Source organism: Sphingomonas metalli (genome assembly GCF_014641735.1).
Lineage (GTDB): Bacteria > Pseudomonadota > Alphaproteobacteria > Sphingomonadales > Sphingomonadaceae > Sphingomonas > Sphingomonas metalli.
Window position 1 is genome coordinate 681,389 of record NZ_BMIH01000001.1, and the last position, 19,475, is coordinate 700,863.

General features: G+C 70.3%; 20 protein-coding genes. 9 read left to right on the top strand and 11 right to left on the bottom strand.

Going from position 1 to position 19,475, the window contains the following annotated elements:
• Nucleotides 1-155 precede the first annotated feature (155 nt).
• Nucleotides 156-1,556, top strand: a complete 1,401-nt coding sequence (gene thrC / locus IEX18_RS03530; protein WP_188657243.1) for a threonine synthase — start codon at nt 156-158, stop codon at nt 1,554-1,556.
• Nucleotides 1,553-2,422 (top strand): class I SAM-dependent methyltransferase, encoded by an 870-nt coding sequence (locus IEX18_RS03535; RefSeq protein ID WP_188657244.1) that lies wholly within the window; start codon nt 1,553-1,555, stop codon nt 2,420-2,422. Before thrC ends, IEX18_RS03535 begins: the two co-directional genes overlap by 4 nt.
• A gap of 104 nt (nt 2,423-2,526) precedes the next feature.
• Here IEX18_RS03535 and IEX18_RS03540 read toward each other — a convergent pair whose 3' ends face one another.
• Genes IEX18_RS03540 through IEX18_RS03550 form a run of 3 tightly spaced genes read right to left on the bottom strand, consistent with a single transcriptional unit; the run spans nt 2,527 to nt 4,327 of the window.
• Complete coding sequence (locus tag IEX18_RS03540) at nt 2,527-3,165, bottom strand: heme exporter protein CcmB (RefSeq protein WP_188657245.1); 639 nt, start codon at nt 3,163-3,165, stop codon at nt 2,527-2,529.
• Complete coding sequence (locus IEX18_RS03545; protein WP_188657246.1) at nt 3,162-3,923, bottom strand: ABC transporter ATP-binding protein; 762 nt, start codon at nt 3,921-3,923, stop codon at nt 3,162-3,164. The genes IEX18_RS03540 and IEX18_RS03545 overlap by 4 nt, the downstream gene beginning before the upstream one ends.
• Nucleotides 3,920-4,327 (bottom strand): metallopeptidase family protein, encoded by a 408-nt coding sequence (locus IEX18_RS03550; RefSeq protein WP_229664341.1) that lies wholly within the window; start codon nt 4,325-4,327, stop codon nt 3,920-3,922. Before IEX18_RS03550 ends, IEX18_RS03545 begins: the two co-directional genes overlap by 4 nt.
• A gap of 17 nt (nt 4,328-4,344) precedes the next feature.
• Here IEX18_RS03550 and IEX18_RS03555 point away from each other — a divergent pair, with 17 nt between their 5' ends.
• Complete coding sequence (locus IEX18_RS03555; protein WP_268234935.1) at nt 4,345-4,686, top strand: 4a-hydroxytetrahydrobiopterin dehydratase; 342 nt, start codon at nt 4,345-4,347, stop codon at nt 4,684-4,686.
• A gap of 122 nt (nt 4,687-4,808) precedes the next feature.
• Here the strand turns inward: IEX18_RS03555 and IEX18_RS03560 are convergent, their stop codons facing one another.
• Complete coding sequence (locus tag IEX18_RS03560) at nt 4,809-5,093, bottom strand: hypothetical protein (protein ID WP_188657249.1); 285 nt, start codon at nt 5,091-5,093, stop codon at nt 4,809-4,811.
• Between the two features lie 2 nt (nt 5,094-5,095).
• Nucleotides 5,096-6,055 carry a glycerophosphodiester phosphodiesterase gene (locus IEX18_RS03565; protein ID WP_229664342.1) on the bottom strand — a complete coding sequence of 320 codons (960 nt, stop codon included), beginning with the start codon at nt 6,053-6,055 and terminating at the stop codon, nt 5,096-5,098.
• Nucleotides 6,056-6,233: 178 nt separating this feature from the next.
• Between IEX18_RS03565 and IEX18_RS03570 the strand changes: the two genes are divergently transcribed.
• Together IEX18_RS03570 and IEX18_RS03575 are read left to right on the top strand one after the other, a co-directional pair.
• Nucleotides 6,234-7,157, top strand: a complete 924-nt coding sequence (locus tag IEX18_RS03570) for an XdhC family protein (RefSeq protein ID WP_188657251.1) — start codon at nt 6,234-6,236, stop codon at nt 7,155-7,157.
• Entirely contained in the window at nt 7,144-7,743 is a 600-nt protein-coding gene (locus tag IEX18_RS03575) for a nucleotidyltransferase family protein (protein ID WP_188657252.1), read from the top strand. Before IEX18_RS03570 ends, IEX18_RS03575 begins: the two co-directional genes overlap by 14 nt.
• A 100-nt stretch (nt 7,744-7,843) precedes the next feature.
• Here IEX18_RS03575 and IEX18_RS03580 read toward each other — a convergent pair whose 3' ends face one another.
• The 4 genes from IEX18_RS03580 to IEX18_RS03595 all read right to left on the bottom strand — a co-directional run bounded on the left by IEX18_RS03580 (nt 7,844) and on the right by IEX18_RS03595 (nt 13,001).
• Nucleotides 7,844-9,049, bottom strand: coding sequence for an ABC transporter permease (locus IEX18_RS03580; RefSeq protein WP_188657253.1), 1,206 nt, complete (start codon nt 9,047-9,049; stop codon nt 7,844-7,846).
• Between the two features lie 319 nt (nt 9,050-9,368).
• Nucleotides 9,369-10,091 carry an ABC transporter ATP-binding protein gene (locus IEX18_RS03585; RefSeq protein WP_188657254.1) on the bottom strand — a complete coding sequence of 241 codons (723 nt, stop codon included), beginning with the start codon at nt 10,089-10,091 and terminating at the stop codon, nt 9,369-9,371.
• Entirely contained in the window at nt 10,081-11,493 is a 1,413-nt protein-coding gene (locus tag IEX18_RS03590; protein ID WP_188657255.1) for an efflux RND transporter periplasmic adaptor subunit, read from the bottom strand. The genes IEX18_RS03585 and IEX18_RS03590 overlap by 11 nt, the downstream gene beginning before the upstream one ends.
• Complete coding sequence (locus tag IEX18_RS03595) at nt 11,493-13,001, bottom strand: efflux transporter outer membrane subunit (protein WP_188657256.1); 1,509 nt, start codon at nt 12,999-13,001, stop codon at nt 11,493-11,495. The genes IEX18_RS03590 and IEX18_RS03595 overlap by 1 nt, the downstream gene beginning before the upstream one ends.
• Before the next feature lie 411 nt (nt 13,002-13,412).
• Between IEX18_RS03595 and IEX18_RS03600 the strand changes: the two genes are divergently transcribed.
• From IEX18_RS03600 to IEX18_RS03615, 4 genes are all read left to right on the top strand, one after another.
• Entirely contained in the window at nt 13,413-14,774 is a 1,362-nt protein-coding gene (locus IEX18_RS03600) for a M48 family metalloprotease (protein WP_188657257.1), read from the top strand.
• Nucleotides 14,771-15,466 carry a DsbA family protein gene (locus tag IEX18_RS03605; protein ID WP_188657258.1) on the top strand — a complete coding sequence of 232 codons (696 nt, stop codon included), beginning with the start codon at nt 14,771-14,773 and terminating at the stop codon, nt 15,464-15,466. Before IEX18_RS03600 ends, IEX18_RS03605 begins: the two co-directional genes overlap by 4 nt.
• Nucleotides 15,463-16,407, top strand: coding sequence for an ABC transporter ATP-binding protein (locus tag IEX18_RS03610; protein WP_188657259.1), 945 nt, complete (start codon nt 15,463-15,465; stop codon nt 16,405-16,407). The genes IEX18_RS03605 and IEX18_RS03610 overlap by 4 nt, the downstream gene beginning before the upstream one ends.
• Before the next feature lie 148 nt (nt 16,408-16,555).
• Nucleotides 16,556-17,317, top strand: coding sequence for an ABC transporter permease (locus IEX18_RS03615; RefSeq protein WP_188657260.1), 762 nt, complete (start codon nt 16,556-16,558; stop codon nt 17,315-17,317).
• A 290-nt stretch (nt 17,318-17,607) separates the two neighbouring features.
• On the opposite strand, the gene IEX18_RS03620 is transcribed toward IEX18_RS03615, so the two are convergent.
• Together IEX18_RS03620 and glpX are read right to left on the bottom strand one after the other, a co-directional pair.
• The gene (locus tag IEX18_RS03620) at nt 17,608-18,294 is read right to left on the bottom strand and encodes a CPBP family intramembrane glutamic endopeptidase (protein WP_188657261.1); all 687 of its coding nucleotides are present in this window, start codon (nt 18,292-18,294) and stop codon (nt 17,608-17,610) included.
• Complete coding sequence (gene glpX, locus IEX18_RS03625) at nt 18,291-19,256, bottom strand: class II fructose-bisphosphatase (protein WP_188657262.1); 966 nt, start codon at nt 19,254-19,256, stop codon at nt 18,291-18,293. Before glpX ends, IEX18_RS03620 begins: the two co-directional genes overlap by 4 nt.
• Between the last annotated feature and the right edge of the window lie 219 nt (nt 19,257-19,475).

The window sequence follows — 19,475 nt, forward strand, 5'->3', positions numbered from 1 at the left end:
CAGGAGCCGCGACAGGCCCCACCCTTCGCTGGGGCGACGACGGAGGTTGGGCAAGTCGCACTTGCCCAGCCGCAACTGGACCCAAGCCCCGCCACGCCCACCCCAAGTTTCCCCCCGCTTGTCATCCCCAGCCGCCACGGCTAGCGTCGCCGGTCATGCGCTATCTCAGCACCCGCGGGGCGGCTCCCGTTCTCGATTTCCGCGGCGCGACGCTCGCCGGTCTCGCGAGCGACGGCGGCCTCTATATTCCCGAGGCATGGCCGACCCTCGGCGCCGAGGCGATCGCGGATCTGGCGGGCCTGTCCTATGCCGAGACCGCGACCCGGGTGATGCTGCCCTTCATCGGCGATGCCTTGAGCGAAGACGAGCTGCGCGCCCTGTGCGAACAGGCCTATGGCCGGTTCAGCCATGCCGCGGTCACCCCGCTCGTCCAGCTCGACCATGACCAGTGGCTGCTCGAGCTGTTCCACGGCCCCACCCTCGCCTTCAAGGACGTCGCGCTCCAGCTGCTCGGCCTGCTCTTCGAGCGGTTCCTGACCGGCACGGACAAGCGGCTGACCATCGTCGGCGCGACCAGCGGCGACACCGGCTCGGCCGCCATCGACGCCGTGGCGGGCCGCGAAGGCATCGACATCTTCATGCTCCACCCTGCCGGCCGCGTCTCCGACGTGCAGCGGCGGCAGATGACGACGGTCCTGTCCCCCAACGTCCACAATATTGCGATCGACGGCGATTTCGATCAGGCGCAGGCGCTGGTGAAGACGATGTTCGCCACCCCCGCGCTCGCCGATCGCTTCGCGCTGTCGGCGGTCAATTCGATCAACTGGGCGCGGCTGATGGCGCAGGTGGTCTATTATTTCTACGCCGCCGTTCGCCTCGGGGCGCCCGGACGGGCCGTCGCCTTCTCGGTGCCGACGGGCAATTTCGGCGACGTCTTCGCCGGTTACGTCGCCAGCCGGATGGGCCTTCCGGTCGCGCAGCTGGTCGTCGCCACCAACGTCAACGACATCCTCCACCGCGCGCTGTCGGCCGGCGACTATAGCAAGGGCGTGGTGGCGCAGACCGCCACCCCTTCGATGGACATCCAGGTCTCCTCCAATTTCGAGCGACTGCTGTTCGACCTCGGCGGCCGCGACGGCAGCGCACTTGCCGCGCAGATGGCCGGGTTCGAGGCATCGGGCGCGATGCGCCTCACCAATGCACAGCGAGAGGGCGCCGCGCCGCTCTTCGCCAGCGCACGGGTCGATGCGGACGATATGGCGCTGGCGATGCGCTGGGCCTGCGAACATGCCGGACAGGTGATCGACCCGCACACCGCCATCGCCCTTTCCGCCGCCCGCGCGCTCGATCTGGCCGCGGACGTGCCGGTCGTGACGCTCGCCACCGCCCACCCCGCCAAGTTCCGCGACGCCGTGGAGCGTGCGACCGGAATGCGCCCGCCGCTGCCGGCCCGGATCGGCGACCTGTTCGAGCGCGAGGAGCGCTACGTCACCCTGCCCGCCACCCTCGCCGCGGTCGGCGACTATGTCGCGCAGCACGCGCACCCCTCGGCGTGACGCTGGAGACGCTGATCGGCGAGCCCTGGGCGGATTACGGGCTGGTCGATTCGGGGAATGGCCGCAAGCTGGAGCGCTATGGCCGCTTCCGCTTCATCCGCCCGGAACCGCAGGCCATGTGGGCGCCCGCAAGCGAGGATTGGCGCGCGCAGGCCGAATTCGTCCCCGGCTCCGACGAGGATGGTGGCGGCCAGTGGCGCTTCGCCGATCCGGTCCCGCGCGACGGCTGGCCGCTCCGCTGGGAAGAGGTGCGCTTCACCGCGCAATGCACCCCCTTCCGCCATCTCGGCTTCTTCCCCGACATGGCGCCCGTGTGGCGCTGGATGCGGGCGCAGGTCGCCGACAAGTCCGAACCCGAATGCATGAACCTGTTCGGCTATACCGGCGTCGGCACGCTGGCGATGGCGAGCATCGGCGCGCGCATGGTCCATGTCGATGCCTCGAAAAAATCGGTCGAGGCGGCGCGCGGCAACGCCGCCCTGTCCGGGCTGGGCGACGCGCCGGTCCGCTGGATCATCGACGACGCCGCCAAGTTCGTCGCGCGGGAGGTGCGCCGCGGCCGCCGCTATGACGGCATCCTGCTCGATCCGCCCAAATACGGCCGCGGGCCGGAGGGCGAGGTGTGGCGGCTCGAAGAGGATCTGCCCCGGCTGATCGCCGACTGCCGCAAGCTGCTCGACGCCGACTCGCGCTTCCTGTTCCTCACCGTCTACGCCGTGCGCATGTCGGCTCTCGCGATCGGCGAACTGCTGCGCCAGGCCTTTGCCGACCTGCCCGGCACCGTCGAGGCCGGCGAACTCGGCGTCCGCGAGGAAGCCCGCGGGCTGGTCCTGCCCACCGCCATCTGGGCGCGCTGGAGCCGGTAACTTCTTGCGACTCGTCGCCCCAGCGAAGGCTGGGGCCTCCCGCGGCTTTTGCCCCGACACCTGCCGGAGATCCCAGCCTTCGCTGGGATGACGATTATAGCGTCCTACTCCATCCCCGCCCGCATCGCCGCGCCCGCCACGAACGGCGCGCCCGCCACCAGCAACAGGCTGACCGCCGCCAGCAGCTTGAGCGCCCCGCCCGCGGCATCCCCGGTCGCCCCTGCGCCGAAGATCAGCAACGGGATGGCGAGCGGCAGCATCACCAGCCCGGCCACCGCGCCCGCACCGCGCAGGCCCGCGGTCAGCGCCGCGGTCGCCACCGCCAGCGCGGCGAGGCCGGGCGTCCCGATCGCCAGCCCCAGCTCCACCGTCACCACCGTCGCTCCCGGCAAACCCAGCAGCCCAGCGGCCACCAGCGTCGCCGCCATCAGCGGCGGTGCGAAGGCCAGCCAGTGCGCGATCATCTTCGCTGCCGCGACCAGAGCCGGCGACAGCCCGCGCACCGCCAGCTGATCGACCACCCCCGCCTCCAGATCGGGCGCGATCAGCCGCTCGACCGGCAGCAGCGCGGCGAGCAGCGCCGCTGCCCAGATCACCCCGCCCCCGACCCGCGCCAGCAGTGCCGCATCGGGCCCGACCGCGAAGGGGAACAGCGTGGCGACGAGCAGGAAGAAGATCACCACCAGCGTCGCCCCGCCGCCCGCATAGAAGCGGCGCACGTCGCGCAGGATCAGCGCGGTCACGCCGCCGCCTCCAACGCCAGCGCCTCCGCGCCGGGAATGGCGAGCGGCAGATGCGTCGCCACCAGCACCGCCCCGCCCGCCGCCCGATGCGCCGCCACCAGCGCCTCCAGCCGCGCCACTGCCGCCGCGTCGAGCCCGTTGGCCGGCTCGTCGAGCAGCCACAGTCGCGCCGGCGACACCGCCACCCGCGCCAGCGCCGCGCGCCGCCGCTGCCCGGTGGAGAGAAGGCGGACCGGCACCCGCGCGAGCGGGGTGAGATCGAGCGCCGCCAATCCACGCTCCACTATCCGGCCCGGCGCGAGCGCGACCTCTCCCTTTCTCTTCGTCGCCCCGGCGAAGGCCGGGATCAATGCCTCCGCACGAGAAGAGGCGTCGGCCCCTGCGGCCCGGTGGATCCCGGCCTGCGCCGGGATGACGGGTGGGTGGGACTCCAAGCCCATACCGCCGCTCCCCATCTGGACCCCGGCCTCCGCCGGGATGGAGCCATCCACCTCCACCCAGAAGCGCAGCGCCCGGTCCAGCGGCAGTTCGGCATCCAGCGCCGCACGCTCATCGAGCAGCGCCGCCGGCGCCGCCGCCACGCTACCCGCCGCCGGCCGCAACAGCCCCGCCGCCATGCGGATCAGGCTCGACTTGCCGACCCCGTTCGGCCCCGTCACCACCACCGCGTCGCCCGGCGCCAGCGTCAGGTCCAGCCCCGTGAACAACATGCGCCCGCCGCGCCGGCAGGCGACGTCGCGCATCGCCAGCAGCGTCAACCCGCCGCCTCTTCCAGCGCGTGCATATCGTCGTCGGACAGACCGAAATGATGGCCGATCTCGTGGATCGTCACATGCGCGACCAGATCGTCCAGCCGCACCCCCGTCTCCACCCATTCGTCGAGTATCGCACGGCGATAGAGGTGGATACGGTCGGGCAGCGCGCCCGAATCCATGCTGCTCTTCTCGCCGACGGGGCGGCCGTGATAGATGCCGGTCAGGTCGAGCGGATGCTCGATCCCCAGCGCCGCCAGCGTCGCGTCGTCGGCATAGTCCTCGACGATCAGCACCACGTCGCCCAGATGCGCGCGAAACGCATCGGGCAGGCGCGCGATGGTGGCGCGGGCCAGCGCCTCGATCAGGTCCGCGTCGGGCGCCGCGCCGGTGAAGCCTTGCCGATCCATGGGTCTCGCCATAGGCGTTGGCGGACCGACGCGGCAAGCGGTGCCGGGCGGCGACGGAGGGGCGAATGATCGAGGCGCTGAGCGAGGCAGAGCGGGCGGACGCGCTCGACGGCCTGCCCGAATGGGATCATGACGAGGCGCGCGACGCGATCACCCGCACGATCGTCTTCGCCGATTTTATCGAGGCGTTCGGCTTCATGACCCAGGTGGCGCTGATCGCCGAGCGGATGAACCATCATCCGGAATGGGCGAACGTCTACAACCGGGTGGACATATTGCTCACCACCCACGACGCGGGCGGCCTGTCGCCGCGCGATATCGAGATGGCGCAGGCGATCGACGCGATCGTCGAGGAATAGGGCACCCGCTCCGCCCGCCCCCTTCCGTTCGCCCTGAGCGCAGTCGAAGGGCTGTTCTTCTTCCCGCCGCGGTGAAACGAGGAGTACGCTTCGACAGGCTCAGCACGAACGGCTGGAGAGAATCACCGCCGTCGCGCATCCTCCGCGCGATAGCCCTGATATTCCCCGCAATCGTCGGGATCCTTGCGGCAGCGCTTTTCCCACTCGCGGCGTTCCTTGCCTTCGCGCGCCTCGGCCTTGCGCATCTTGCGGCCGTAATTGCGGTCCGCCTCCTCCTGGCTGGTCGTGGTCCAGTCGACCGCCTTGCCGGCCACCTGGAAGGGCGCCTTCACGACCGAGGCAGCGGTGCTGATGCAGCCGCCCGCGACCAATGGCAGGGCGAGGACGAGGGGGCGAAGGCTACGCATGACTACTCCTGGGCGACCACGGAATCGCGGGTCTCGACGCCGATTATCGGATAGTCGGTGAAGAATCCGTCGATGCCAAGCCGCAGCCCCGCCGCGATCTCGCCGGCGATGTCGCCATGGGCCGCCGGGTCGGTGCCGCGGCGATAGGGCGCGGCGAGGAAGGCGTTTTCCGCGCGATAGGTCCAGGGATGGACGCGCAGGCCCGCCGCATGCGCGTCGGCCACCAGCCCGGCGCTCAGCATCGCCTTGGACGGGCCGATCCCCCAGGCATAGGTCGCGACCGTCTTCAGCCCCGTCGCGCTCGTCATCGCCGCATAGCTCGGCGCAGCCCCGTCCGCCGGCGCACCTTCCGCATCGACCAGCTGGATCAGCCGCAGCTTCGTCATGCCGTGCAATCGCTTGAGGTTCTCCACCTCGAACGACTGGATGAACACCGGGGCGTCCGCGGTCTTCCAGCCGGCGGCATGCAGCTGGCGCACCAGCGGCGCGTCGGTCGGCAGGCCGATCTTCGCGAAATAGGTCGGGTGCTTGGTTTCGGGATAGATGCCGACATGGCGGCGCTTGGCCAGTGCGATCACCTCCGCCAGGGTCGGGATTTCGTACCGGCCGTCGAACGCGGCGCTTTGCGGCCGCAACTCGGGCAGGCGCTCGCGCGCGCGCAGCGTCTTCAGCTCGGCCAGCGTGAAATCCTCGGTGAACCAGCCGGTCACGCTCTGCCCGTCGATCGTCTTCGTGGTGCGCCGCCCGGCGAATTCGGGATGGCGCGCGACGTCGGTCGTCCCCCCGATCTCGTTCTCGTGCCGGGCGACGAGCACCCCGTCCCTGGTCGGCACCAGATCGGGCTCGATCACGTCGGCGCCCTGATCGATCGCGCGTTCGTACCCCGCCAGCGTATGTTCGGGCCGCTCGCCGCTGTCGCCGCGATGGGCGATGACGATCGGGCGGGAGAGCGGCTTCGACATCGGCCTATCCTGCCCATGACCGGCCGAGGATGCCAGCAGGGCGAGCGTGATAACCGCTCGCAACGGGAGCCGGGGCAGCGACATGGCGTTCTCCATCCAGGAATATTGCCGCCTGCCTGCGCGCCGGTCATGACGTGCGCGTGACGCCGGCCTGCCCGACCCGAGGACCGATGCCGATATGAGCGAGAATGACAGCGTACTGGCCGCCGCCCGGTCGTGGCGCGGCGCCCCGATGGCGCTGGCGACGGTCGTCTCCACCTGGGGGTCGGCGCCCCGGCCCCGGGGCAGCCATATGCTCGTCCACGAAGACGGCCGATTCGAAGGATCGGTGTCGGGCGGCTGCGTCGAGAGCGACATCCTCCAGACCGCGGCGGAGGTGATCGCGGGCGCGCCCTTCCAGGTCAAACGCTACGGCGTCGCCGACCAGTCGGCCTGGGAGGTGGGCCTTCCCTGCGGCGGCGAGATCGCGGTGATGGTCCAGCCCGTCTCCGCCGAAGCGTTCGATCCCGAGCTGTTCGACCGCATCGCCGAGGCGCGCGAGCGCGGCGAGGCGCTGTCCGTGACCACCGATCTGGCGACCGGCCATTCGGATCTGCGCCCGGTCGAGACCGGCGAGGTCTTCGTCAACCGCTACGACCCGCCACGGCGGCTGCTGATCGTCGGCGCGGTCCAGATCGCACAGGCGCTCGCCGGGCTGGCGCGCGAGCTGGGGATCGAGACGGTGGTGATCGACCCGCGCGGTCGCTTCCTGACGGAGGAGCGCTTTCCCGGCGTGACCCTCGACGACCGCTGGCCCGACGAGGCGGTGGCGGCGTGGCGCCCGGGTCCGGCCACCGCTGTGGTGACGCTCAGCCACGACATCAAGATCGACGATCCGGCGCTGGTCGCGGCGCTCGCCAGCGAGGCCGCCTATGTCGGTGCGCTCGGCAGCCGCCGCAGCCATGCCGCGCGCCGGGAGCGGCTTGCCGCGGCGGGCGTCGCACCGGCGCAGATCGACCGGATCGACGGTCCGGTCGGGATCGACATCGGCGCGATCGGCCCGTCCGAGATCGCCCTGTCGATCGCCGCGGCGATGGTGGGGGCCTTTCATGGCAAGCGTTGAAGATTGCGTCCTGGTCCTGCTCGCGGCGGGCCGATCCTCGCGGTTCGGCGACGGGAACAAGCTGGAGGCGGAGTTCCTCGGCCGGCCGGTCGGCTTCCATGTCGTCAGGGCGCTCGAAGATATTCCCTTTCGCTCGCGGCTGGTGGTGCGCGACGGCTGCAGTCTCGATTTCGCCAGCTGCGGCTATACCGAGATCCATAACGAGCGGCAGGATCTCGGCATGTCCGAATCGGTCAAGCTGGGCGTCGCGCACGCACGGGAGATGGGCGCTCAGTCGGTGCTGATCGCGCTCGCCGACATGCCGCGCGTCACCGCAGCGCACATCTTCCGCCTGTTCGACGCCGCCGATTCGGCCGATGCGGTGGTGGCGTCCAGCGACGGCCACGAACCCAGGCCGCCGGTACTGTTCGGCCGCGCGCGGTTCGACCAGCTCCTGTCGCTTACCGGCGACCAGGGTGCCCGCGCCCTGATCGCAGCCGGCCGCCATGTCGTGACCAGCCCCGCCGAGCTGATCGACATCGACACGCCTGAGGATCTGGAACGCATTCGCCAGCTCGTCCACGCGCCGGAACGGCTGGTGCCGTAGGGGACGGACCCACCGTCGTCACCCCCACCTCCGTTCACCCGGAGCTACTCGAAAAGAACGGTGCTTCGACGCGCTCAGCGCGAAGGGATAAGGTACCTATCTACTCGTGCCGCAGCGCATCGATCGGGTTGAGCGCCGCCGCCCGCCGTGCGGGGAAATAGCCGAACACCACCCCGATCACCGCCGATATGGCGAAGGCGATCAGGTTGATCTGCGGATCGAAGGTCCAGGGCACCTGCATCAGCGGCACCAGCGCCAGGATCACCAGCTGCGCCAGCACCAGTCCGATCAGCCCGCCCAGGCACGACAGCGCCACCGCCTCCACCAGGAACTGCATCAGCACCTCGTTGGCGACCGCGCCGATGGCGAGGCGGATACCGATCTCGCGGGTCCGCTCGGTGACCGACACCAGCATGATGTTCATGATGCCGATGCCGCCGACGACCAAGCTGATCGCCGCCACCGCCGCGACGATCCGGGTCAGCATCGTCGTCGTGCTGGTCAGCGTATCGCTGATCTGCTTGGTGTCGAAGATGTTGAAATTGTCGTCGCGCCCCGCCTGGATCCGGCGACGCTCGCGCAACAGGTCGGTGATCGCCGCCTGCACCACCTGCGTCGAATAGGCCTGGTCGACCCCGACCAGCATCAGGCGGATGTCCTGGCTGCCGGTGAAGCGGCGCTGCACCGCCTTGATCGGCATCACCACCACATCGTCCTGGTCGCCGAAGCCGCCCTGCCCGCGCGTGGTCAGCGTGCCGATCACGTCGCAGCTGATATTGCCGAGCCGCATCCGGCTGCCCACCGCATCGCCGCCGCGGAACAGGTTCTGGCGCACGGTATTGCCGATCAGGCACACCGCCTTGCCCGCCGCCTCCTCCGCCGGCGTCCAGTACCGGCCAGAGGCGAGCGGCCAGGGCTGCACGGTCAGGAAGGCGCTGGTGGTGCCGTTGATCGTCGTCGACCAGTTCGCGCCCTCGTAGATGGCGGTCGCGCTGGAGCTGGCCTGCGGCGCCACCGCGGTGACGCCGGCGATCTGGTTGGCGATCGCATCGACATCCGCCTGATCGAAATCGGGCGGCCGCGGCCCGCCGCCGCCGCGGCCGAAGCCCTGGCCGGGGCGGATCTGCAGGACGTTGGTCCCGAGCGCCGAGATCGACGCCTGCACCGCGCTCGTCGTGGCCTTGCCCAGCGTCACCATCGTCACCACCGCGCCGACGCCGATGACGATGCCGAGGATGGTCAGGAACGACCGCAGCAGATGCCGCCGGATCGACCGGATCGCGAGAATCAGGGTGGTGCCGAACATCAGGCGCGCTCCAACCGTCCGTCATCCCCGCACAGGCCGGGACGTGAGGCAGGAGGCAACGTCGAAAGGACACCCTCCCCACTATCCGCCACCCCGGCGAAGGCCGGGGCCCAGTTGGGGGACGGCGGCAAGTCGGCGGAACGCTTCACCCAGCTGGACCCCGGCCTCCGACGGGGTGGCGGCAAGACTTTCGTGCTGGTCGCGACATGCCCCGGCGTCCACCGCGCCGCAGGAACCAGCGGCCGACACACCTGCGGAACGGTGGATGCCGGAACACGTCCGGCAGGACGCACACAGCGCGTATGCGACGGAAAGTCGGTCACGCCACCGCCTCCCCCTGCCGGTGCTGCGTCTCAATCCGCTCGACCAGCCCGTCCTTGAAGTGGACGACCGTCCGCGCGAACGCCGCCATGTCGGGCTCGTGCGTCACCATCAGCACGGTGATGTTGCTGTCGCGATTGAGCCCGGTCAGCAGCTCCATGATCTCGATCGAACGCTCCGAATCGAGGTTGCCGGTCGGCTCGTCGGCGAGCAGCACGTCGGGCTGGGTCACGATCGCGCGGGCGATCGCGACGCGCTGCTGCTGCCCGCCCGACAGCTCCGCGGGCGTATGGTCCCACCAGCGGTCGAGCCCCACCTTCTCCAGCGCCGCCATGCCCAGCTCGCGCCGCATCTTGCGGTCCTCGCCGCGATAGAGGAGCGGCAGCTCGACATTCTCCAGCGCGGTCGTGCGGCTGAGCAGGTTGAACCCCTGGAACACGAAGCCGAGATAGCGCCGCCGCAGCAGCGCCCGCTCGTCGCGCCCCAGCCGCTCGACATGATGGCCGCGGAACAGGAATTCGCCCCCGCTCGGCACGTCGAGACAGCCCAGGATATTCATCGTCGTCGACTTGCCCGAACCCGACGGGCCCATCACCGCGACGAAATCGCCCGCCGCGATGTCGAGGTCGACGCCCTTCAGCGCCTGGAACTGCGTCGCACCGGTGCCATAGACCTTCGTGACGCCGCGCAGCCGGATCAGGGGGGCGGGGTTACTGGCCACCCGCCCCGCCCTGCTGGCGCCGCCGGCCCCCGCCGCCGCCAGCCCCGCCACCGGCTCCACGCCCGCCCGACGTCGCGTCGCCGGTAGCGAGTTGTCCGGTAATGACCTCCATCCCCGGCTTCAGCCCGCCGCCCAGCACCTCGGTCATGCTGCCATTGGTGTCGCCGGTGGTGATCTGCACCGCCTGCGGCTTGCCGTCCGCGCCCTTGACATAGACGGTCTGGGTCGCGCCGCGGCCCAGGGTCGCGGTGCGCTCCGGCCGGTCGCGGCGCGGGCGGAAGGTCAGCGAGCCGGCGATGCCGCCGCCGCCCTGCCCCTGGCCCTGCCCGGCGCCGGACGATGGGCGGAAGCGGAGGGCCGCATTGGGCACCAGCAGCACGTTCTTCTTGTCGGACGTGACGATGTCGGCGGTCGCGGTCATGCCGGGACGCAGCTCACCATTGGCGTTGGCGACGGTCAGGTCAGCGGCGTAGCTCACCACTTGACCCGTCGTGGAGCCGGTGCTGGCGGTCGAGCTCGACGAGGCGGTCGCCGCGCTCACCGTCAGGTTCGATCCCAGGTCGACGCGGGTGATCGTCGCGGGGAAGGTACGCCCGGGAAAGGCGTCGACGGTGAAGCTCGCCTGCTGGCCCAGCTTCACCTCGCCGACATCCGCCTCGTCGATCGCGACCTCCAGCTTCATCTTGGTCAGGTCCTCGGCGATGACGAACAGCGTCGGGGTGTTGAACGAGGCCGCGACCGTCTGGCCCGGATCGACCTGCCGCGCCAGCACCACGCCCGACACGGGGCTGCGGATGATCGCGCGCTGCCGCTGCGTCTGCGACTGGGCGAGCTGGGCGCGGCTCGCCTCCACATTCGCCTCTGCGGTGCGCAGCGCCGCCACCGCGCGCTGCGCATTGGCGCGCCCGGTCTGGAGTTCGGTCGCCGAGGGGACGCGGCCGTTCGATAGCTTGTACACCTCTTCCAGCCGGGCGAGCTGCGCGTTCGATTCCGCCACGGTCGCCTGCGCCTGCGCCACCTGTGCGCGATTGGCGGCGAGCTGGGCCTGGCCGGCGCGGATCTGGTCGTCGATCTGCTCGGGGTCGATCAGCGCCAGCGCCTGTCCGGCGGTGACGCGGTCGTTGACGTCGACCACCACGCGGGTGACGAGGCCCGACAGCTGCGAGCCGACCGTCACCTGGTTGGTCGGCGCGAGCTTGCCCGTCGCGGAGACGCTGACCGTCAGGTCGCCCTGCCGCACCGGCGCGGTCGCATATTGCGCCTCCTCGCCGCCCCGGACGCAGCGCGCGACGAGGAGCGCCAGCAGCACGAGGATCGCGGCCAGCACGCCCCATTTCACCCAGCGGCGCCAGGCGGGTACGGGCTTCACACCCAGGAATTCGTCGGTGGTCTGGTCGGCCATCAGCGCGCCTCTGTCTGGGTGGGTACGGGCACGGGAGCGGCGGTGCTGCCGGCCGGCGCGTCGCGCGGCGGGGCGACGGGAACGCGCGTCGCGTCCCAGCCGCCGCCGAGCGCGACATAGAGCGCGATCAGCGCGGTCGCCGCGTCCGACCGCGCCTGGGTCAGGCCGTTGCGCGCGGAGAGCAGCGCCGCTTCCTGCTGGGTCAGGGTGGTGAAGTCGGTCAGCCCCGACCGATACTGGCTGCGGCTGAGGATCGCCGAGTTGTTCGCCGCGTCATAGGCGATCGCGAACTCCCGTTCGCGCGCCCGGGCGGAGGCGAGCGCGACGATCGCATTCTCCACATCCTCCAGCGCCAGCAGCACCGTGCCCTTGTACGCGGCCAGTGCGATGTCGGTCGCCGCCTCCGCGCTGCGGACCTGGCTGCGCAGCCGGCCGCCGTTGAAGATCGCCTGGGTCAGTCCGGCGAACAGCCCGCCGGTGATCGCGTCGCCGAGATTGCCGATCGAGGTCGCGTTGGTGTTGATATTGCCGGTGATCGACAGCGCCGGGTAGAGCCGCGCCTTGGCCACCCCGATCTGGGCCGTCGCGGCGGCGAGGTTGCGCTCGGCCGCGCGTACGTCGGGCCGCTGGCGCAGCGTGTCCGCCGGGATGCCGGCCGCGACCGTATCGGGCCCCTTGGGGATGGGCCGCGGCGCTTCCAGCTGCGCCTTGAACGCGCCAGGCGCCTGCGCCGTCAGCACGCCGATCCGCGCGACCGCGGCGTTGTATTGCTGCTCGAGCTGCGGGATCGTCGCGGCGGTCTGCGCGCGCTGGCTGCGCGCCTGCTCCGCATCGAGCGAGGAGACGAGGCCGGCCTGCACGCGAAACCCGGCGATCTCCAGATTGTCGTCCTGCAACGCTAGGCTGGACCGTGCATTGGCGAGCTGCGCCTGCAGCGCGCGGGCGAGAACGTAGTTGCGCGCCACCTCGCTCTCGACCGAGAGCAGGACCGACGCATAGTCGTAGCCGGACGCCTCGTACTGCGCGCGGCTCGCCTCCACCGTCCGGCGGATCTCGCCGAAGATGCCGACCTGATAGCTGGCCGACAGGCCCAGCGTATAGCTGTTCGATCCGCCGCCGCCGGTATCGACCACCGTCCCGTCGGGCAGGGTGAAGGAGCGCCCGCCGCCACGCAGATTCTCGTTGCGCTGATAGCCGGTGGAGCCGGACAGGGTCGGGAACAGGCTCGACCGGCTCTGCACCAGACCCTCGCGCGCCTGGCGCAGCCGCCCGACCGCCTGCGCGATGTCGGTATTGGCAGTGGCGGCCTGCTGCACCAGCTGGCCCAGCACCGGATCGTCGAACCGGTCCCACCACCGCGTCAGGTCCTCGCGCGTGGTCGCGGTCGGGACGGACCATTGATCGGGCACGCCCAGCTCGGCCGGCGCCGCCGGACGGTAGTTCGGCCCGACCGAACAGGCCGCGAGCGGCAGCGTGGCGAGGGGAAGAAGAACGCGAAGGCGCGGCATGACTGTAGTGGATGGACAACACGCCCGCCACTGTCCAGCGCGTTTATGTCGCAGATTGTCGCAGTACGACCGGTCCTTACCAGTGCATCTCGGTGCGACAGTCGGCACAGCGCACGGCGCCCTCGGGCACCGGGCTGTCACAGATGTCGCACCGTCCGCGGGTCCGTTGCCGCGTGACCGAAAAGAGCCTTTCGGCCACGCGGCGCGGAACATGGATGATGCGACCGAGGATCGTGGACGATCTGGTCATGGCTTCCTGTAATGCGGCCGGGTGAAATGGCATCGTCCGTTTGCACTAGAACGGATGCGATTCCAGTCCTTCATCACGGGTTCACGGCCGGACCGGCAGGGCGAACCTTCCCGGAGCGCGCCGGCGTTGATCCCGCCGGCCATTTAGCGGATAGCAGCCCTATGAAGCGTTTCGTCGCCCGCCTGGCCAGCGCGCTGGCCGCTTCGATGCTCGTGCTGGTCCAGCCGGCGCTGGCGCAGTCGGTGCTGCGCGATGCGGAGACCGAATCGCTCCTGAACGACATGTCCGCGCCGCTGGTGAAGGCGGCGGGGCTCAACCCGCGCGACGTCCACATCGTTCTGGTCAACGACGATTCGGTCAACGCCTTCGTGGCGGGCGGGCAGACCGTCTATGTCCATTCGGGCACCATCTCCGCCGCCGATACCGCCAACGAGGTGCAGGGCGTCATCGCGCACGAGATCGGCCATATCGTCGGCGGCCATGTCGCGCTCGCCGATCGCGCCGCGCGCGGGCCGATGGGGATCAGCCTCCTCTCGCTCCTCGCCGGGGTCGCGGCGATTGCGGCGGGCGGCAGCGAGGCGGGGCTGGGCGTGATCGCCGCGGGACAGCAGGCGGCGCAGGGCAGCTACCTCGCCTTCTCCCGCACGCAGGAAAGCTCCGCGGACGCAGCGGGCGCCCGCTTCCTCAACGATTCCGGCATCACCGGGCGCGGCTATCTGTCCTTCTTCAAGAAGATGCAGCAGCTCGAATATCGCTACGGCATCACCCGCAAGGTCGGCTTCCTGCTCGACCACCCCGTCTCCAGCGAACGCATCGCCAATCTCAGCGAAACGCTGGAGGAAGCGCCGTCGTGGAAGACACCATCCGATCCGGCCCTGGAGGAGCGGTTCCGCCGCGTGAAGGCGAAGCTGCGCGGCTATGTCGACCCGCCCGAGAAGACGCTCCAGACCTATCCGCAGACCGACCAGTCGATCTACGCCCATTACGCCCGCGCCTATGCCTTCCATAAGGCCGGCTATCCCGACAAGGCCGCGGCGGAGACGGGCGCCCTGGTCGCCGCCGCGCCGCGCGACCCCTATTTCCTCGAGATGCAGGGGCAGATCCTGCTCGAATCAGGCCAGCCGCGCGCGGCGCTGGATCCGCTCCGCGCCGCGACCGACCTGTCGCGCTCCAACCCGCTGATCGCCACCACGCTCGGCCATGCGCTGATCGCGACCGAGGACAAGGCGAACCTGCCCGAGGCGATTCGCGTGCTGCGCGTCGCCACCCAGCGCGACGACGACAATCCCTGGGCGTGGATGCAGCTCGGCACCGCCTATGAACAGACCGGCGACACCGCCCGTGCCGCGCTCGCCACCGCCGAGCGGGCGCAGATGACCGGCGATCCGAGAACCGCCGTCGTGTCCGCGCGTTACGCGATGGCCAACATCCCGGCGAACACCGCCGACTGGATCCGGGCGCAGGATATCGCGATGACCGCCGGCGATGCCGCCGCGGCCGACAAGAAGAAGAGGCGCCGTTGACGAACTGGAAGATCCCCGCCCTGGCGGCGCTCGCGGGCGGGCTGATCGGCAGCGGCGGGACCGTGGCGTGGCAGCAGGCGCATGGCGACGCCTTCGCGGTCGCGCATGTCGTTGCCCATCCCGATCTCCTGTCCCAGGCGATCGACCGCTATCAGCAGGGGGAGGCGAAGGGGACCGTCGCCGCCAACCGGGCCGCGATCCTCACCCCCTTTGCCGGCGCGGTGGCCGGCAATCCCCAGGGCGACGTCACGCTGGTCGAATATTACGACTATAATTGCGGCTATTGCCGCGCCAGCCTGCCGATGATCCGCCAGCTGATCGCCGCCGATCCCAGGCTGAAGGTGGTCTTCCGCGAGCTGCCGATCCTCGCCGAGTCGAGCCGCGCCGCGGCCCGCATGAGCCTGCTCGCCGCGACGCAGGGCAAGTTCAACGCGTTCCACGACACGCTCTATGCCGGTGGCCGCGTGACCGACGAGACCATCGCGGCCGCCGCCCGCAGCGCCGGCGTCGACACGAGCAAGCTCGCCGCCGCGACCCCGCGCATCGATGCGGAAATTCGCAGCAACCTCGAGACCGCCGCCAAGCTGGGGGTGAACGGCACGCCCAGCTGGGTCGTCGGCGACCGGATGCTCGCCGGCGCGCTCCCGATCGAGGAGTTGCAGCGCGCGATCGCCGAGGCGCGCCCGTCATGACCGGGGCGGTGCTGACGCTGGCAGGCGTCGCCAAGACCTATGCCCCGCGCGGCAGCCAGCCCGGCACGACCGCGCTCCAGCCGGTCGACCTGTCGATCCGCCGCGGCGAGATCTTCGCGCTGCTGGGGCCCAATGGCGCGGGCAAGACCACGCTCATCTCGATCATCTGCGGCATCGTCACGCCCTCGGCGGGCACGATCACCGTCGACGGTCATGACGCACAGGCGGACTACAAGGCCGCGCGCCGCGCGATCGGTCTCGTCCCGCAGGAACTCTCGACCGACGCGTTCGAGAGCGTGCTGGCGACCGTCAGCTTCTCGCGCCGCCTGTTCGGCCGCGCCGCCGACCCCGCCTATATCGAACAGCTGCTCCGCGACCTCGCGCTCTGGGAGAAGCGCAACGCGCGGATCATGGAGCTGTCGGGCGGGATGAAGCGCCGCGTGCTGATCGCCAAGGCGCTGGCGCACGAGCCCGAGATCCTGTTCCTCGACGAGCCGTCCGCGGGCGTCGACGTGGCGCTGCGGCGCGACATGTGGACGATGGTCCGCTCGCTCCGCGACCGCGGCGTCACCATCATCCTGACGACCCATTATATCGAGGAGGCCGAGGAGATGGCCGACCGGGTCGGCGTGATCGCCAAGGGCCGGCTGCTTCTCGTCGACGAGAAGGCGGCACTGATGAGCCGGCTCGGCAAGCGCACGCTCGACCTGACGCTGACCGAGCCAATGGCGGCGATCCCGGACGCGCTGGCCGACTGGCACCCGACCCTCGAACAGGACGGCCATGTCCTGCGCTACGTCTTCAACGCCACCGACGAGCGTACCGGCATCCCCTCCTTCCTGCGCCGCGTGCAGGAGCTCGGCATCGGCTTCAAGGACCTGGAGACGGCCAAGTCGAGCCTCGAGGACATCTTCGTCGATCTGGTGGGGGAACGGGCGTGAGCATGACCAAGATCCTCCCCATTCATGGGGAGGGGGACCATGCGCAGCATGGTGGAGGGGGATCGCCGCAAGCGGGCCGCCCGTGGTCGTCCCCCTCCACCACCAGCCTGCGGCTGGCGGTCCCCCTCCCCGTACCGGGGAGGATCTGATGAACCTCCACGGCATCTGGGCGATCTACCGCTTCGAAATGGCGCGGTTCGGGCGGACGGTGTGGACCAGCCTGCTGGTCCCGGTCATCACCACCTCGCTCTACTTCATCGTCTTCGGCTCGGCGATCGGCAGCCGCATGAGCGAGGTGTCGGGCGTGCCCTATGGCGCGTTCATCGTGCCCGGGCTGATGCTGCTCGCGATCTTCTCGGAATCGATCCTCAACGCCTCGCTCGGCATCTACATGCCGAAGTTCACCGGCACCATCTACGAGATCCTGTCGGCACCGCTCTCGCCGCTGGAAACGGTGCTGGGCTATGTCGGCGCGGCGACGACCAAGTCGGTGATCATCGGTCTCGTCATCTTCGCCACCGCGCACCTCTTCGTCGACCTGCCGGTCCTCCACCCCTTGGCCGCGGCGGGGTTCCTGATCCTGGTGGCGGCGACCTTCTGCCTGTTCGGCTTCGCGATCGGGATCTGGGCCAAGGGATTCGAGCAGCTCCAGGTCATCCCGCTGCTGGTCGTCACCCCGATGACCTTCCTCGGCGGCGCCTTCTATTCGGTACAGATCTTGCCCGAGCCGTGGCGGACCGTGACGCTGTTCAATCCGGTCGTCTATCTGATCAACGGCTTCCGCTGGACCTTCTTCGGCACCAGCGACGTGGCGCTGGGGATCAGCCTGGCGGTGACGGGCGGCTTCCTGCTCGCCTGCCTCGCGTGGATCAGCTGGATCTTCCGGACGGGCTGGCGGCTGAAGAGCTGAGCCGCGCCCCCCTCCCCCGTTCGTGCTGAGCTTGTCGAAGCCTGTCCTGAGCGCCTGCCTTTGCAGGCAGTCGAAGGGCACTGTTCTTCCTCGTGCCCCGAACGAGAGGAGAAGAAGAAAAAAAGCCCCCTTCGACAAGCTCAAGGCGAACGCATTGGATCATGATCCCCTTGGCCAAACCCGTCGCCCCAGCGCAGGCTGGGGCCTTTTGCGGCTTCCGCCTCGCCCTCTGACGGGAAGATCCCAGCCTTCGCTGGGATGACGCCCGGTCCAGCTTGGATGGATCACGGCTAAGGCGTTGCGCGCTTCTTCCGCGCCAACCACGGCCACAGCACCAGCCCGTTCACATCGATCAGCGCGTGGATCACCACCACCAGCCACAGCGCACCGCTCATCAGATATACCGCCGCCATCACCCCGCCGAACACCGTCGTCGCGATCATGCCCCGCCATCCCTGATACCGGTGCATCGCCCCGAACAGCAGCGTCGCCAGTACGAACCCCGCCGTCGCGCTCCCCGTCACCTCGGCGATCAGCAGCGGCAATAGCAGGCGGAAGAACGGCTCCTCGGTCCCGCCGGCCACCAGCGCCACCGCCGCGCCCCAGCCGAGCTCGCCGCGATGCCGCGGCATCAGCGCGCCCGGCCGTCCGATCGGCCGCCCGCCCCGCCGCGCCCGGATCGCCGCCGCGGCCAGACCGAGCAGCACGCCCGCCAGGGCTCCCTCGATCAGATCGGGCGGCGCCATCGCCGGCAGCCACGCCCGCGCATCTGCGAAGTCGGGCGGCAGGATCCAGAGCGCCTCGATCCGGCCCAGCAGCGCCAGCGCGACCAGCGTCGGCAGCAGGAACGCACCCGCCGCCCGCGCCATCCACCGGCGATAGCGCGCCGTACCGGCCGCCTCGCCGCGCCCGCCGAACAGGAACCAGCCGGCCGCCGCCAGCGCCGCGATCAGCAGCAGCGGCGCGGCCGCGCTCACCCCAGCCGGTGCTCGCCCTTTACCCAGCGCACCGTGCCGGACGAGGCGCGCATCACCACGCTCTCGGTCGTCATCTTGCGACCCTGCCGCTTCACGCCGGCGAGCAGCGAGCCGTCGGTGACGCCGGTGGCGGCGAAGATGCAGTCGCCCCGCGCCAGGTCGGTCAGGTCGTACTGGCGGTCGAGGTCGGTCACGCCCCATTTCGCCGCCCGGGCGCGCTCGTCATCGTTGCGGAACAGCAGCCGCCCCTTGAACTGCCCGCCGACGCAGCGCAGCGCCGCGCAGGCCAGCACCCCCTCGGGCGCGCCGCCCGAGCCCATATAGACGTCGATCGTCGTGTCCGGGTCGGTGGTCGCGATCACGCCGGCCACGTCGCCGTCGCCGATCAGCACCACGCCGCAGCCGAGCGAGCGCAGCTCGGCGATCAGCGCCTCGTGCCGCGGCCGGTCGAGCACGCAGGCGATGATCTCGGCCGGCTCGACGCCCTTCGCCGCGGCGATCGCGCGGACATTCTCCGACGGCGACCGGTCGAGGTCGATCACCCCGGCCGGATAGCCGGGGCCGACTGCGATCTTGTCCATATAGACGTCGGGCGCGTTGAGCAGGCCACCCTTCTCCGCGATCGCCAGCACGGCGAGGCTGTTCGGCCCCGCCTTGGCGCAGATTGTCGTGCCCTCCAGCGGATCGAGCGCGATGTCGATCTCCGGGCCCTTGCCGGTGCCGACCTTCTCGCCGATGAACAGCATCGGCGCCTCGTCGCGCTCGCCCTCGCCGATCACGACGGTGCCGTCCATGTACAGCTCGTTGAGCGCCGCGCGCATCGCCTCCACGGCGGCGGCATCGGCCGCCTTCTCGTCGCCGCGCCCGACGAGCGTCGACGCCGCGATCGCCGCCGCCTCGGTCACGCGCACCATTTCGAGGACGAGAACCCGGTCGAGGACGTTGCTGACGGTCATGGCCATGGAACTCTCCGAAGCGTTGAACATGTTAAACGCCGGGATAGGCGCGGTTGGCGGCCGGGGCAAGCGAAGAGGTAATCTCTCCGCGAGACAATGGTGTGACCAAAGATCCTCCCCGCTCCGCGGGGAGGGGGACCGCCGGGCGCAGCCCGGTGGTGGAGGGGGAGCGCCACAGGCGCTGCACTCGCGGCCATCCCCCCTCCACCACGACCTTCGGTCGCG

Excerpts from the sequence above, each read along its gene's own strand:
- glpX (WP_188657262.1), bottom strand. The coding sequence starts at position 19,256 with ATGGCCATGACCGTCAGCAACGTCCTCGACCGGGTTCTCGTCCTCGAA.
- IEX18_RS03590 (WP_188657255.1), bottom strand. The coding sequence starts at position 11,493 with ATGGCCGACCAGACCACCGACGAATTCCTGGGTGTGAAGCCCGTACCC.
- thrC (WP_188657243.1), top strand. The coding sequence starts at position 156 with ATGCGCTATCTCAGCACCCGCGGGGCGGCTCCCGTTCTCGATTTCCGC.
- IEX18_RS03550 (WP_229664341.1), bottom strand. The coding sequence starts at position 4,327 with ATGGATCGGCAAGGCTTCACCGGCGCGGCGCCCGACGCGGACCTGATC.
- IEX18_RS03615 (WP_188657260.1), top strand. The coding sequence starts at position 16,556 with ATGAACCTCCACGGCATCTGGGCGATCTACCGCTTCGAAATGGCGCGG.
- IEX18_RS03570 (WP_188657251.1), top strand. The coding sequence starts at position 6,234 with ATGAGCGAGAATGACAGCGTACTGGCCGCCGCCCGGTCGTGGCGCGGC.
- IEX18_RS03610 (WP_188657259.1), top strand. The coding sequence starts at position 15,463 with ATGACCGGGGCGGTGCTGACGCTGGCAGGCGTCGCCAAGACCTATGCC.
- IEX18_RS03575 (WP_188657252.1), top strand. The coding sequence starts at position 7,144 with ATGGCAAGCGTTGAAGATTGCGTCCTGGTCCTGCTCGCGGCGGGCCGA.
- IEX18_RS03565 (WP_229664342.1), bottom strand. The coding sequence starts at position 6,055 with ATGTCGAAGCCGCTCTCCCGCCCGATCGTCATCGCCCATCGCGGCGAC.
- IEX18_RS03580 (WP_188657253.1), bottom strand. The coding sequence starts at position 9,049 with ATGTTCGGCACCACCCTGATTCTCGCGATCCGGTCGATCCGGCGGCAT.
- IEX18_RS03600 (WP_188657257.1), top strand. The coding sequence starts at position 13,413 with ATGAAGCGTTTCGTCGCCCGCCTGGCCAGCGCGCTGGCCGCTTCGATG.
- IEX18_RS03560 (WP_188657249.1), bottom strand. The coding sequence starts at position 5,093 with ATGCGTAGCCTTCGCCCCCTCGTCCTCGCCCTGCCATTGGTCGCGGGC.
- IEX18_RS03595 (WP_188657256.1), bottom strand. The coding sequence starts at position 13,001 with ATGCCGCGCCTTCGCGTTCTTCTTCCCCTCGCCACGCTGCCGCTCGCG.